We start from the raw sequence: 15,525 nt of genomic DNA, 5'->3' as shown, positions 1-15,525 counted from the left end.
AAAGTATGGAACAGGTAAGGCGTATACTTAGACTTCCGTATTCCTTTGTTATCTGCGTACACGTTTTTTGGCAGACGAAGCCTGTGCTTTAGGGGATGGACGGGAGCTCTTAGCCTTTTTGGAGGGCAAACGACCGTACGCAATCGCATAACGCTTGATCTTCCGGTACGCCTCCTTGTCCGGTAATAAGCCAAAGGCATAAATGCCTGGCAGTGTGTTGACTTCAAGAATCCAGGGACGCCCTTCTTCGTCTAGCGCAATATCAATACCAATCTCTTTGAGTCTTGGAAATGATGTTTGCAATTGCACAGCGGTATGAATACCTAAGCGGTACAGCTCAGTGCGAAGTTTTTTGAAGCCATCCTGGTGAAGATGGGGGAGTACGAGTTCTTCAAACGTGGCCAATCGCCCACCGCCATGAATGTTGGTGATGATTTTGCCCTGGGCAGCAACACGTCCCAGAATACCTGTTGTTTCCCAGTTGTGTTGCAGATTTTTCTGAGTTAACACACGCAAGTCAAAAGGCAAATCTCCATGCTTCATCAGCGATATTCCCTGTTGAATGATATAATCACGTTCCTGAATGCGATCATTCAGTGCTCGTTCGAGTTCGTCCAGGGAATGAAATGATCTCTCCTCTGTACCGTATTGGAGTTGATATGTTGTTGTGAGATAGGTATCTCTGGAGATAACAGCACTTGCTTCGGGTTCATCAGGCAGGTTCCGATCAGTAGGTTCTTCCGGAACCTCCGCATCTGTGGTGGAATCTTCGGAATGAACGACAGGTTCGTATAAACGGGTTGTTTTTACTCGCATAACGCCATTACCGTAAGTACCACGGTCCGGTTTGATATAGTTGGACTCAAATAACTCAGTCATTCGTTCCAGAGTTTGACGGCTATATTTTCGGGTCACTGGGATATATTCATTCACAATGCGACTGCGTTGTAACACAGCTGTTTTGGCCCATTTGCTGGAGACGCGTTGGATACCCAAGATTCATCAGTCCTTTCATGTTTTGTTCAGTTCTAAAGAGGGACAGACACGGAGAAATCAAAGGACAAGAGACGATTTCAGTGGTATAATAGAGAAATATGGCGTTTTGTGCGATGAGCTGCACAATTTGCAGTTTGATCGTAGGACGGGAATGGCTTTAGCCTCGGTAGGCACAGTACATATGCCGTTTTTCTAGCATTGTATGTGCAATTGGGGAGGAAGGCAGGGCGTATCCCCAGACACGCGGAAGTTCCCGGAAGAAAGGCTATTGCCCAGCGGACGTTTAATTGTGTAACTTTTGTGAAAGTAATATAATAAAGAGTAGCGTTCTTGCGCGGTTTTAGCCTTGTTAGGCTTTTCACATATAATCAACTTTTTTGCATGACGGAATGGAACGTTTGTTGAAGGACAAGAAGGAGGTCCAGCATGGCGGAAGAAATGAACTCTCAGATTACAGATCGGGATATAGGCGTCGAGATGCGTGAATCGTTTATGGATTATGCGATGAGCATCATCGTTAGCCGTGCCTTACCTGACGTGCGTGATGGATTGAAGCCGGTTCACCGGCGTATTCTGTACGCGATGTCAGAGCTCGGCATGACACCCGATAAACCACATAAAAAATCAGCCAGAATCGTCGGCGAAGTTATCGGTAAGTATCACCCACACGGTGACTCTGCTGTTTACGAGACGATGGTACGGATGGCACAGGATTTCTCCCTGCGTTATATGCATGTAGATGGACATGGTAACTTTGGATCGGTCGATGGTGATATGGCAGCAGCCATGCGTTACACCGAAGCACGTTTGTCCAAGATTGCTATGGAAATGCTCAGAGATATCAACAAGGATACGATTGACTTCCAGCCGAACTATGACGGTGAAGAACATGAGCCAATCGTTCTGCCTGCTCGTTTTCCTAACTTGCTTGTCAATGGGGTCGGCGGGATCGCGGTTGGTATGGCCACCAATATTCCTCCTCATAATCTGGGCGAGGTCATTGATGGTGTACAGGCCATGATTCAAAACCCGGACATTACATCCATGGAGCTCATGGATTACATTCAAGGACCAGACTTCCCTACGTCCGGCTACATTTTGGGCCGCTCAGGCATTCGCCAGGCGTATCAGACCGGACGTGGTTCAGTAACGATGCGGGCCAAAACCAACATCGAAGAGAATAACAACAAGGCGCGAATTATCGTTACGGAGCTGCCTTATCAGGTAAACAAGGCGAGACTCGTTGAGAAAATCGCCGAGTTGGTACGTGATAAAAAGATTGATGGTATTACTGACCTTCGTGATGAGTCTGACCGTAATGGTATGCGAGTTGTAATTGAGCTTCGCAGAGACGTGAATCCGGGGGTTGTCCTGAACAACCTGTACAAACATACATCCATGCAATCCACTTTCGGGATTAACATGCTTGCGATTGTTAATAAAGAACCTAAAATTCTGAACTTGCGTGAAGTGTTGTATCACTACCTGCAGCATCAGATTGAGGTTATTCGCAGACGTACGCAGTTTGAACTGAAAAAGGCTGAAGCTCGTGCACACATTCTAGAGGGCTTGCGTATTGCGCTGGATCATATCGACGAAATCATTACATTGATTCGTTCATCCAGTAATGCGGATGCAGCCAGAGAAGGTTTGATTGAGCGTTTCTCACTCAGCCATGATCAGGCTCAAGCTATTCTCGATATGCGTTTGCAACGCCTCACAGGTCTGGAACGCGAACGTATTGAAAATGAATATAACGAACTAATGGTCAAAATCAGAGAGTATCGCGAAATTCTGGCCAATGAGCATCTGGTGCTTGAGATTATCAGTACAGAGCTGCAAGAGATCCGCGACCGTTTCAGCGATGATCGTCGTACAGAGATCACTGTAGGTGAAGAGAGTATTCTGGATGAGGACCTGATTCCACGTGAAGAGGTTATCATTACGATTACCCATACAGGCTACGTGAAACGTCTGCCGGTATCCACATACCGCAGCCAGAAACGTGGTGGACGTGGGGTCGTGGGTATGGATACGAAAGATACCGACTTTGTTGAGCATCTGTTCGTGACCAACTCCCACAATTACCTCATGTTCTTCACTGACAAAGGTAAAGTGTATCGTCTCAAAGCTTACGAGATTCCAGAGCTTGGACGTACCGCACGGGGAACGCCGATTATCAACCTGATCCAGATTGAGCAGGGCGAATCGGTCAATGCCGTAATTCCGGTTCAGGAATTCGAAAGTGACAGATACTTGTTCTTTGCTACCCGCCAAGGGGTTGTGAAGAAGACGCCACTTGAGGATTATACCAATATTCGCAAAGGCGGCTTGATCGGTATTTCCTTACGTGATGATGACGTTCTGATCGATGTTAAGCTGACCGATGGACAGCAAGAGATCATCATGGGTACAGCTCACGGAATGTCTATTCGCTTCTCCGAAGGTAACGTACGTTCCATGGGACGTAGTGCAACCGGAGTTAAGGGGATTACATTGGATGCACAGGATGCTGTTATCGGCATGGATGTAGTTGATAAAGAGCTTGATGTTCTGATCGTTACAGCCAAAGGTTACGGTAAACGTACACCTGTCAGTGATTATCGGATGCAGACTCGTGGCGGTAAAGGGATCAAGACTATTAATGTCACAGAGAAGAACGGCTCAGTAGTCAGCCTCAAAATGGTTAAAACCGAAGAGGATCTGATGATTATCACGTCCAGCGGTACGTTGATCCGGATGAGCATGGAAGGCATATCCACTATGGGTCGATACACGCAGGGTGTGAAGCTGATTCATATTCGTGACGAGGATTCAGTAGCCACAGTCAGCCGAATTGACAAAAATGAAGAGGAACCAGACGATGAGTCGCTTGAAGGCTTGGAAGGCGAGGAGTCCCAAGCTCCGGTAGTAAGCTTGGAAGAAGGCACCGTTTCTGACGCTGAGGTTAATGAAGTTGAGGGCGACGACGATTCCGGTTCGGAAGCATAAAATAGAATTTTATAAAGACTGATCTCTTGGAGATTGGAAGAAGATTGCGAGGGCTCCCACGGGGAGCCTTTTTGTTTGTATAAAGGAATCTCCTCTTTTATTCTTCCGAATCTGGGATGTACAGCCTGATTCCTGAGTAATATAATGGGAAATATCATGAAAAACCGGGACTATGGTCTTGTTTGTATTAACATAGAAGAACGATGAGTGAGGGGAATACACATGGGATTAATCACCCTGTCAGAAGTCAAACCAGGACTCAAACTTGGGAGTGATGTGCAAACACTTCGCGGCAACGTTCTGCTCCAGAAGGGAAAAGTCATTTTACCCAAGGATATGGAAGTGCTCAGAGCCTTTATGATTCAACAGGTAGATATTGAACAAGAAAGAATGGCGTCGAGTAGTACAGGAACCAAAGGTGCATCTGTGTCCGCAGGAAGTTCTACCAATGACAACAATGTTGAACGGGCTGGGAAGACAGTGAACGTCACCACAGCTCCTGTAGTAACGTCTTTGCAGGATGAGTATGAGAAGATGGTTGGACTAACCAAAAATGCTTTCCTGTCCTCTCTGGCGGCTGAATTACCGGTCTATGAGTTACGTACACAGTTGGAGGCTGTGTTTGCACATCTCAAACAATATAATGTGCTTACCTTCAGTCCACGAGTAATGCAAGAACATGATTATGTATATCATCATGCCGTACTGAGTGCGATCACATCCTATCAACTGGCTCAATGGATTGATCTCCCCTCCAAGGATTGGATGCAAGTTGCTTTTGCAGGCTTGTTCCATGATATTGGTAACAACAAGGTAGATCCGCAGATTCTCCATAAACCATCCACGTTGACGGCTGCAGAGCAGGAAGAGATTCGTCAGCATACGAAATATGGTTATCAGATCCTTAAACAGGCAAAGGCCATTAATGAGGGAGCCAGACTTGCAGCTTTGCAGCATCATGAAAAAGTGGATGGATCAGGCTACCCGTTGCAGCTTAGTGGGACGCAGATTCATATTTATGCCAAGATTGTAGCTATCGCTGATATTTTCCACGCCATGACGCTGGAGAAGATCTACCGCAAGGCACAATCACCATACCTAGTCCTAGAACAGATCCAAAGTGAGGCCTTTGGGAAATTGGATCCTGCAATTGTAAGAGTATTTGTTCAACGGTCGACCCAGATCCATAATGGCATCCGAGTAAAACTCAGCAATAACCAAATTGGAGAGATCGTATTCTCTGATCGGGATCATCCTACACGGCCTATGGTCTCAGTAGAAGGAACCATCATTAACCTGATGCAGCAACGGCAGCTTCACATCCAAGAGGTTATCGGATAACAATAGATATTAAAGTAACTTGATGAGAGGGCCTTTCTTTTATAGAGAGGCTTTTTACGTGAGATAAATGTGGAAGTGTAGGAAAAACAGAAAGATTATATAATTACTCAAAAAAAGACTTGCATTCAAAATCTGTACATGGTATATTCTAAGTCCGGCCAAGAAAACACGGTTTTCACGGTGCGGCAAGCAAATGAAATAAGCTTCGAAAGAAACTTAAAAAAAGAGCTTGCAAAGTTGGTTCGGATGTGATAAGATATAAAAGTTGCTGAAGAGGACGACAATCGGTAACAAAAACAAGTTTGATCTTTGAAAACTGAACAACGAGTGAGTAAACATTCTGCTTGCAGAATGAAACGCGAAAGTTTGAAACAAGTCTTGGCTTGAATCAACTGGAGCACAAATGAGATTTTTAATCTCGTCAGATTCAAAATGAGCTTATCGCTCTTTTCAATACTTTATTGGAGAGTTTGATCCTGGCTCAGGACGAACGCTGGCGGCATGCCTAATACATGCAAGTCGAGCGGACTTGATGAGAAGCTTGCTTCTCGGATGGTTAGCGGCGGACGGGTGAGTAACACGTAGGCAACCTGCCCTCAAGTTTGGGACAACTACCGGAAACGGTAGCTAATACCAAATAATTGTTTTCTTCGCCTGAAGAGAACTGGAAAGACGGAGCAATCTGTCACTTGGGGATGGGCCTGCGGCGCATTAGCTAGTTGGTGAGGTAACGGCTCACCAAGGCGACGATGCGTAGCCGACCTGAGAGGGTGATCGGCCACACTGGGACTGAGACACGGCCCAGACTCCTACGGGAGGCAGCAGTAGGGAATCTTCCGCAATGGGCGAAAGCCTGACGGAGCAATGCCGCGTGAGTGATGAAGGTTTTCGGATCGTAAAGCTCTGTTGCCAGGGAAGAACGCTTGGGAGAGTAACTGCTCTCAAGGTGACGGTACCTGAGAAGAAAGCCCCGGCTAACTACGTGCCAGCAGCCGCGGTAATACGTAGGGGGCAAGCGTTGTCCGGAATTATTGGGCGTAAAGCGCGCGCAGGCGGTCATTTAAGTCTGGTGTTTAATCCCGGGGCTCAACCCCGGATCGCACTGGAAACTGGGTGACTTGAGTGCAGAAGAGGAGAGTGGAATTCCACGTGTAGCGGTGAAATGCGTAGATATGTGGAGGAACACCAGTGGCGAAGGCGACTCTCTGGGCTGTAACTGACGCTGAGGCGCGAAAGCGTGGGGAGCAAACAGGATTAGATACCCTGGTAGTCCACGCCGTAAACGATGAGTGCTAGGTGTTAGGGGTTTCGATACCCTTGGTGCCGAAGTTAACACATTAAGCACTCCGCCTGGGGAGTACGGTCGCAAGACTGAAACTCAAAGGAATTGACGGGGACCCGCACAAGCAGTGGAGTATGTGGTTTAATTCGAAGCAACGCGAAGAACCTTACCAGGTCTTGACATCCCTCTGACCGGTACAGAGATGTACCTTTCCTTCGGGACAGAGGAGACAGGTGGTGCATGGTTGTCGTCAGCTCGTGTCGTGAGATGTTGGGTTAAGTCCCGCAACGAGCGCAACCCTTATATTTAGTTGCCAGCACTTCGGGTGGGCACTCTAGATAGACTGCCGGTGACAAACCGGAGGAAGGTGGGGATGACGTCAAATCATCATGCCCCTTATGACCTGGGCTACACACGTACTACAATGGCCGGTACAACGGGCTGCGAAATCGCGAGATGGAGCCAATCCCAACAAAGCCGGTCTCAGTTCGGATTGCAGGCTGCAACTCGCCTGCATGAAGTCGGAATTGCTAGTAATCGCGGATCAGCATGCCGCGGTGAATACGTTCCCGGGTCTTGTACACACCGCCCGTCACACCACGAGAGTTTATAACACCCGAAGTCGGTGGGGTAACCGCAAGGAGCCAGCCGCCGAAGGTGGGATAGATGATTGGGGTGAAGTCGTAACAAGGTAGCCGTATCGGAAGGTGCGGCTGGATCACCTCCTTTCTATGGAGAATCGTTTCCTGCAACGGAAACATTCAAATATGCAGCTTAGCTGCAAAACACTCACTCGTTGCTCAGTTTTGAGAGCTTAAACTCTCAAACAGCTTGCTTTTGCATGGAGCTTGTTCTTTGAAAACTAGATATCGAAACGAAACAAACGCGAATTAGAACATTCCTTTAAGCTGAACTTGTGTAAACAAGTGAAGTGTTTTTATAAGGTAGATTGCACGTACGATGGTATCGAATGGGAGCGACTTTTGGCTTTGCGCAAGCAAAACAAGGGAAGCGAGCAGTCGAAACCGGAGCACGAGGTTAAGCTACTAAGAGCACACGGAGGATGCCTAGGCGCTAGGAGCCGATGAAGGACGTGGCGAACAACGAAACTGCCTCGGGGAGCTGTAAGCAAGCTTTGATCCGGGGGTGTCCGAATGGGGAAACCCAGCTGGGGTAATTTCCAGTTACTCACAACTGAATACATAGGTTGTGCAGAGGCATACCAGGGGAACTGAAACATCTAAGTACCCTGAGGAAGAGAAAACAATAGTGATTCCGTCAGTAGCGGCGAGCGAACGCGGAGAAGCCCAAACCAAAGAGCTTGCTCTTTGGGGTTGTGGGACGTCTCACATGGAGTTACAAAGGAACCGGTTAAGCGAAGAGGTCTGGAAAGGCCCGCCAAAGAAGGTAAAAGCCCTGTAGTTGAAAGTCTGTTCCCTCCGAGACGGATCCCGAGTAGTGCGGGGCACGTGAAACCCCGTATGAATCCGGCAGGACCATCTGCCAAGGCTAAATACTTCCTAGCGACCGATAGTGAAGCAGTACCGTGAGGGAAAGGTGAAAAGCACCCCGGAAGGGGAGTGAAATAGAACCTGAAACCGTGTGCTTACAAAAAGTCAGAGCCCGTTTTAGGGGTGATGGCGTGCCTTTTGTAGAATGAACCGGCGAGTTACGTTCCCGTGCAAGGTTAAGGTGAAGAGCCGGAGCCGCAGCGAAAGCGAGTCTGAATAGGGCGATATAGTACGTGGACGTAGACCCGAAACCGGGTGATCTACCCCTGTCCAGGGTGAAGGTGCGGTAACACGCACTGGAGGCCCGAACCCACGCATGTTGAAAAATGCGGGGATGAGGTGGGGGTAGCGGAGAAATTCCAATCGAACTCGGAGATAGCTGGTTCTCCCCGAAATAGCTTTAGGGCTAGCCTCGGAAAACAGAGTCGTGGAGGTAGAGCACTGATTGGGTGCGGGGCCCGCAAGGGTTACCAAGCTCAGTCAAACTCCGAATGCCATAGACTTACTTCCGGGAGTCAGACAGTGAGTGCTAAGATCCATTGTCAAAAGGGAAACAGCCCAGACCATCAGCTAAGGTCCCCAAGTGTGTGTTAAGTGGGAAAGGATGTGGAGTTGCACAGACAACCAGGATGTTGGCTTAGAAGCAGCCACCATTGAAAGAGTGCGTAATAGCTCACTGGTCGAGTGACTCTGCGCCGAAAATGTAACGGGGCTAAACACACCACCGAAGCTATGGCTTGATGCTTTGCATCAGGGGTAGGGGAGCGTTGTATAAGGGTTGAAGGTGTACCGTAAGGAGCGCTGGACATTATACAAGTGAGAATGCCGGTATGAGTAACGAAAAGATCAGTGAGAATCTGATCCGCCGAAAGCCTAAGGGTTCCTGAGGAAGGCTCGTCCGCTCAGGGTAAGTCGGGACCTAAGGCGAGGCCGAAAGGCGTAGTCGAAGGACAACAGGTCGAAATTCCTGTACCACCGTAAGCCGTTATGAGCAATGGGGGGACGCAGTAGGGTAGTGACGCGGACTGATGGATGTCCGTCTAAGCAGTGAGGCTGATGTGTAGGCAAATCCGCACATTGTAAGGCTGAGCTGTGATGGGGAGCGAAAATTATAGTAGCGAAGGTCATGATCTCACACTGCCAAGAAAAGCCTCTAGCCAGGTGATGGTGCCCGTACCGCAAACCGACACAGGTAGGCGAGAAGAGTATTCTAAGGCGCGCGGAAGAACTCTCGTTAAGGAACTCGGCAAAATGACCCCGTAACTTCGGGAGAAGGGGTGCCCCGGTAGTGTGAATAGCACGAGGGGGCCGCAGTGAAAAGGCCCAAGCGACTGTTTAGCAAAAACACAGGTCTGTGCGAAGCCGTAAGGCGAAGTATACGGGCTGACGCCTGCCCGGTGCTGGAAGGTTAAGGGGAGTGGTTAGGGAGTAATCCCGAAGCTGTGAACCGAAGCCCCAGTAAACGGCGGCCGTAACTATAACGGTCCTAAGGTAGCGAAATTCCTTGTCAGGTAAATTCTGACCCGCACGAATGGCGTAACGACTTGGGCGCTGTCTCAACGAGAGATCCGGTGAAATTTTAATACCTGTGAAGATGCAGGTTACCCGCGACAAGACGGAAAGACCCCATGGAGCTTTACTGCAGCTTGATATTGAATTTGGGTACGATCTGTACAGGATAGGTGGGAGCCTTTGAAGTGTGAGCGCCAGCTTGCATGGAGGCAACGTTGGGATACCACCCTGATCGTATCTAGGTTCTAACTTGGTACCGTAATCCGGTGCGGGGACAGTGTCAGGTGGGCAGTTTGACTGGGGCGGTCGCCTCCTAAAGAGTAACGGAGGCGCCCAAAGGTTCCCTCAGAATGGTTGGAAATCATTCGAAGAGTGCAAAGGCATAAGGGAGCTTGACTGCGAGACCTACAAGTCGAGCAGGGACGAAAGTCGGGCTTAGTGATCCGGTGGTACCGCATGGAAGGGCCATCGCTCAACGGATAAAAGCTACCCTGGGGATAACAGGCTTATCTCCCCCAAGAGTCCACATCGACGGGGAGGTTTGGCACCTCGATGTCGGCTCATCGCATCCTGGGGCTGAAGTAGGTCCCAAGGGTTGGGCTGTTCGCCCATTAAAGCGGTACGCGAGCTGGGTTCAGAACGTCGTGAGACAGTTCGGTCCCTATCTGTCGTGGGCGTAGGAAATTTGAGAGGAGCTGTCCTTAGTACGAGAGGACCGGGATGGACGTACCGCTGGTGTACCAGTTGTTCCGCCAGGAGCACCGCTGGGTAGCTATGTACGGACGGGATAAACGCTGAAAGCATCTAAGCGTGAAGCCCCCCTCAAGATGAGATTTCCCAGTATGTAAGACCCCTTGAAGACGACGAGGTAGATAGGCTGGGGGTGGAAGTGCAGCAATGCATGGAGCTGACCAGTACTAATCGGTCGAGGGCTTATCCAATAGCAAGTTGTAATTCGCATGTTTCGTTTCGAATCTAGTTTTCAGAGAACGATCTCTGAATATAAGCTAAGCGTTGCGTTTGGTGGCGATGGCGGAGGGGTTCCACACGTACCCATCCCGAACACGACCGTTAAGCCCTCTAGCGCCGATGGTACTTGGACCGCAGGGTCCTGGGAGAGTAGGACGCCGCCAAGCGAAGAACCACTGCCGATGTTATTCGGTGGTGGTTTTTATTTGTTTATAAGGATTAAATATGATAATCGGAAGCTCTGACATGATCGATACTGGAAGGTAACATTTTTGTTACGGATAACAGCGGCAAAACCAGTATAATAGGACTATGTTAAATATGCTAAAAGTACCTGACCACAGAGCTGGAATGTGCAGCTGTGAAAAGGAGGGTGTGTGTGTTAAGTTGGCGGAGACTTGGACTACAATCATTTCTGTTGCTTTGTTTGACCGTTGTTCTGGCAGGATGCGGTGAAGCTTCAGGATCTGTATGGACTTCATATGAAGGTGCGGTGAACGAGAAGAGTTTTCCGGTACCTAAAGTAGCGAATAAATCTGACCAGTCTGAAAATAATTCGGATATGGATTATGTTCGATATACGCTGTCTGGTATTAGTGAAAGTACTAGCTTGCCTGAGGTATATCTAGACGAGATTAAAAGCTGGGGTTGGACAGAGAGGCAAGCCAAGGGTACATCCAATGAATCCAGTACCTTGCGTGTATTTGCAAAGGAAGGACATACTGTGCATTTAGCAGTACATGATGGTTCCTTTACACTAATGGTTCCTAGAAATGATGCTACTCAAGCGACAGTTAAATCATTGGCTGAAGACGATTGAGCTGTTGCGGGTAAGGTTGTATATGATTAATTAACGTTGTGATGTTCCTTATAATATAGTAAAGCTCCCGTGTACTTGATCGGGGGCTTTTTGTTATTTAGCGAAGTAGGCTTTAGTAATGATGGGAGAACCTATGACGTATGGTGGATCAGAGGTCATAAAGGTACAGAAGGGATGGAGTAGTTTCTTTTGTACATGTATAGGTGGTATGGGTGCTTGAAGCATAGGGGAGTGTAGAGCGCTAAAAGTAGAGGGGGAGAGATATAAGTTGTATAAAGGTATTAAGGTAATGAATGGCTGATGGAAAACAGCTAGAAGGCAGATAGAGCTGAGACTGAGGCAAAAGATCGCTCAAAGGTGTAAGATCTACGAGATATCTGGTGTTATGAGGATATGGAGCAGCGGGAGGAAAAGAGGAGAAGAACGGAGCCTCGAGTGGGGATAACTCATTTTACTATACCCATACTGTGGATAAGGGATAAGAAGGGGACGACAAATAAAGGTTATCCACAGTGGATAACCTTTATTTGAGCATATGAGGCTGAGTCAACTGAACGATACACGATCATGATTTTGCACCAGATTATTCAAAGGACTCAGCGATTATGTATTACAGGTAAGTGAGGTACATTGAGTATTGCATAAATGAGGGAGCGTTATTGCAGATAGTATGAGACATCTTGTTCATTCAATTTGATGAGTCCGTCTTTGCGCTCACGGGAGAGTACCATTACAACATACAAGCGAGGACCCAGCAACCACAAATGCCAGAAGATCAGCGAGAGGGTGAAGGACAATGGCGACCATATCAAACATACTGTAATGATACATAATCCAATCCAGCTCATGTTAAGGTGTACCCGGACAAACATACGGAAGCTAAAATGCTGATCAGGGATATAACCTAACCAGGGCATACGCATATTCCAGCGCCAGCGTTTGGCGTAAGAGGTACGGACCAGAAGTAATATTGTTCTGGCGATGACATAATGAATCCAGATGGTGATTGGACCTGCCAGTACAAAAAAGAAGAGGCCAGTCCAGGAGAATGCGAGTAGATTGAATAAGAGCATGATGACCGGCAGACACAGATAGCTGTAAATGACACTGCGGGCGATAGCCTTTTTTTTCAGAAGCCGGTATTGATAAAACGTTGCTTTATTCTCCGGTTCGGCGATCATACGATTATATATCCTCCTTCGGATTCACGTTTGTGTGGGGTAGGTATTCGTTTTTCTTACACGAGTAAAAGGGAATGAATCATACATGTATGTATATATGAACCTTGTATCTCACGCCATGACGATTGTACAAGATATTGAGATTCGATGGAGCTTTTATCTCAGTATACTCCCGAAAACACGGACTGTCAGGCTTTGATATCGTTATCATGTATTATATATCGGCTGGGATTCCAAGTTTTTTTAAGGAAATTGAATATAAGTTTGAGTCAGGCCAAGGGATACGTGATGTAGAGGTAAATGCGATGGAATGCAGGATAACTGTATATACATAAGCAGGTGACGTTCTTGTAGGGAGAATGAATGTATTTTTCGGTACAGACACCCAAGAGGGGGCGGGCGAATATATATATTTTATAGAAAGAAAGCACTATGAAAATGTTTAAAATAATAGAAACTGTGTAATACTGATAGTAAACGTAAAACAAGGTGGGATGGTTCATGGAAGAACATGCCGAACACACATGTATTATCTGCGAGCAAAGAAAAAGAGAAGGCATTTTTATTGTATCTGAATTCATATGTGACACTTGTGAAGCAGAAATGGTTCATACCGACGCGCAGGATGCCAAGTACAATTATTTTATTCATCAAATGAAGCAAATTTGGGTACAAAAAAACGCATAATGAATGTTGCTAATAGAAGTAGAAGCGAAACATCACATTGTAACGATGCTGATGTGTATAGAGGCCCAATGGGCCTTTTTCTGTTTTTAAGAGGAGAGAATGTCTTGTTTGCCATCTTGGGAAGGCGTATGCTGATATAATGGTATAGATCATTTGCAGTAGAGCGTGTGGAGATGGGGAAGAAGTGCGTTCCTTGGATTAGGAAGCATTTTGAAGCGCATAGGGCGCACATTATATATGTACAGGATGGATATTTCATGGATCATAAAAATAAATCAAGTAGAGCCCCTTTATATGAAGCGTTGCTTGCGTATCGTGATTCGAAGCAACGTTCTTTTCATGTGCCTGGGCATAAGAATGGACAAGCTTATCGACATTTGGTAGAACAAGCAGAAGCAGGGCAACCTCCAGTTAAGGATATCGTCAATGAGGAACACCAGCACAACGGTGAGATTCAGAATGATGGAGGAAAGAATGTTAACCAGAAGGTAGAGCGTTTCAGTTCGGTGGATGAGCATGGGGCTGATCTGGCGAGCGGGAAACATTTTGGTGACGAAGGGGTTCGTTTGGAAATAGAACTGACACCAGTGCGTTCATTTCTGGAAATGATGGAGATGGATGTTACGGAGATCACGGGCACCGACGATTTGCATCATCCAGAAGGTGTGATCCAGGAAGCACAGGAGCTTGCGGCAGATTGTTTTGGCGCTGAGGAGAGTTTCTTCCTTGTGGGAGGCAGTACTGCGGGTAATCTGTCCTTATTGCTCACCGTGTGTGACGAGCCAAACAGTATTGTACTGGTGCAACGGAATGTGCACAAATCCGTTATTCACGGGTTGATGCTGGCAGGCGCAAGAGCTGTATTTCTGGAGCCGTGGGTTGATCCTGCGTCTGGACTTGCAGTCATGCCGTCGGTGGAGACGGTGCAGGATGCTGTCCAGGCCTATCCTGAGGCAAAGGGCGTGTTGGTCACTTTGCCCAATTATTACGGCATGGGCGCTGATCTGACGCCCATAGCCGAGGTGTGCCACGCAGCTGGCATGCCATTGCTCGTGGATGAAGCGCATGGCGCGCATTATGGGCAGCATCCGGAGCTGCCTGTCTCTGCACTGTCATCCGGAGCAGACGGTGTCGTGCAGTCGACACATAAGATGCTGACGGCCTTCACCATGGGTGCCATGCTGCACATTCAGGGACCACGGTTAAACTGGTCCCTGTTAAGGCAGCGCCTGGCCATGGTGCAAAGCTCAAGCCCATCATACCCGGTGATGGCTTCGCTTGATCTTGCGCGCCGGCTGCTGCATGTGCAGGGCGCGAACACATTCACGGCGGGGCTCGCCGCCGTGAATGCCTTTAAGCGTGGCCTCGCGGAGCTGCCGCGCTTTCAGTTGCTGCAGCCAGAACCCCCAGCCGGAACTGCGAAGCCGGCTGGCATGTCCGTGTCCGCTGCGCAGCAGACACGGGAGGGCCTGACCGCGGCGGCGATGCCATCTGCCGCGGGGTATACCGCTCAGGACCCATTCAAGGCCGTCATCTATGACGGCGCAGGGGTGCTGAGCGGTTATGGGCTACAGCAGCAGCTGGAAGTATGCGGCTGTGTGCCCGAGATGAGCGACGAACGGTACGTCGTCTTACTCTTCAGCCTGGGCTCAACGGTGCAAGATGCTCAGCACCTGTTGCAAGCTTTACACCATATCAGCTCTGCGGATGGGCATGAGCAGATCCAATCCACTGCAGAGCCATCGCAACAGATTGCGAAAGGTTCGGCTCATTATATTTCCACGTGGAACAATTTACAAGAAAACACTCGCTACTCAGAACCGATCCCCTTTACACTTCAACCGATTGTGGATACGGATACGATTAATGTCCCAATAGAAGAAAGCGCGGGTTGTCGATCAGCCGAGATGGTTATTCCATACCCTCCAGGGATTCCGCTTGTATATCCGGGTGAACGTATTAGTACATCGATGGTGGCTCGTATACAACTCCTGCGGGATGAAGGTGCAAAGTTTCATGGGGTATCCGATGCATCTCTACAGGTATTGAAGGTTATGAAGGAATGAAGGGAACACATGAAGATCTGAATTGCATTCACCAATAGGTAGGCAATATGACCAATACGGATAGCGATACCGGACCCTACATATGTGAGGGTCTCTTGGTCATTAATCTAGTTGCTAGGGTGTGTCTTCAAACTCAGGCATGCAATACGTTGAAGGATGTCAGGGTCCA

The 15,525-nt window shown here is 48.1% G+C and carries 7 protein-coding genes and 3 rRNA genes; 8 read left to right on the top strand and 2 right to left on the bottom strand.

All coding sequences use genetic code 11. The annotated features are described in order from the left end of the window. Window positions 1–48: 48 nt before the first annotated feature. The gene (locus QF041_RS20670; protein WP_307415479.1) at window positions 49–996 is read right to left on the bottom strand and encodes a YheC/YheD family protein; all 948 of its coding nucleotides are present in this window, start codon (window positions 994–996) and stop codon (window positions 49–51) included. A 426-nt stretch (window positions 997–1,422) separates the two neighbouring features. Between QF041_RS20670 and gyrA the strand changes: the two genes are divergently transcribed. From gyrA to QF041_RS20640, 6 genes are all read left to right on the top strand, one after another. After that, window positions 1,423–3,987 (top strand): DNA gyrase subunit A, encoded by a 2,565-nt coding sequence (gene gyrA / locus QF041_RS20665; protein WP_307415478.1) that lies wholly within the window; start codon window positions 1,423–1,425, stop codon window positions 3,985–3,987. 222 nt (window positions 3,988–4,209) lie between these two features. Next, window positions 4,210–5,328 carry an HD-GYP domain-containing protein gene (locus QF041_RS20660; RefSeq protein ID WP_307415477.1) on the top strand — a complete coding sequence of 373 codons (1,119 nt, stop codon included), beginning with the start codon at window positions 4,210–4,212 and terminating at the stop codon, window positions 5,326–5,328. Window positions 5,329–5,786: 458 nt separating this feature from the next. After that, window positions 5,787–7,339, top strand: a 16S ribosomal RNA gene (locus tag QF041_RS20655). 307 nt (window positions 7,340–7,646) lie between these two features. Further along, window positions 7,647–10,574, top strand: a 23S ribosomal RNA gene (locus QF041_RS20650). 78 nt (window positions 10,575–10,652) lie between these two features. Continuing rightward, window positions 10,653–10,769 (top strand): 5S ribosomal RNA (gene rrf / locus QF041_RS20645). Together the 16S, 23S and 5S rRNA genes form the textbook arrangement of a ribosomal RNA operon. A gap of 212 nt (window positions 10,770–10,981) precedes the next feature. Continuing rightward, on the top strand, window positions 10,982–11,422 hold the full coding sequence (locus tag QF041_RS20640) for a hypothetical protein (protein ID WP_221825878.1): 441 nt from the start codon (window positions 10,982–10,984) through the stop codon (window positions 11,420–11,422). Between the two features lie 656 nt (window positions 11,423–12,078). On the opposite strand, the gene QF041_RS20635 is transcribed toward QF041_RS20640, so the two are convergent. Beyond that, on the bottom strand, window positions 12,079–12,603 hold the full coding sequence (locus QF041_RS20635; RefSeq protein WP_036606136.1) for a hypothetical protein: 525 nt from the start codon (window positions 12,601–12,603) through the stop codon (window positions 12,079–12,081). 501 nt (window positions 12,604–13,104) lie between these two features. Here QF041_RS20635 and QF041_RS20630 point away from each other — a divergent pair. Then, window positions 13,105–13,290 (top strand): sigma factor G inhibitor Gin, encoded by a 186-nt coding sequence (locus QF041_RS20630; RefSeq protein ID WP_017691396.1) that lies wholly within the window; start codon window positions 13,105–13,107, stop codon window positions 13,288–13,290. Between the two features lie 257 nt (window positions 13,291–13,547). Then, a complete protein-coding gene (locus QF041_RS20625) occupies window positions 13,548–15,356 on the top strand; it encodes an aminotransferase class I/II-fold pyridoxal phosphate-dependent enzyme (protein ID WP_307415476.1) in 1,809 nt (602 codons plus the stop codon). Window positions 15,357–15,525: the final 169 nt, after the last annotated feature.

The organism is Paenibacillus sp. W2I17 (assembly GCF_030815985.1).
Taxonomy (GTDB): Bacteria; Bacillota; Bacilli; order Paenibacillales; family Paenibacillaceae; genus Paenibacillus.
The sequence above is the reverse complement of the archived record's forward strand: the minus strand, read 5'-3'. Positions and strand labels throughout refer to the sequence as shown.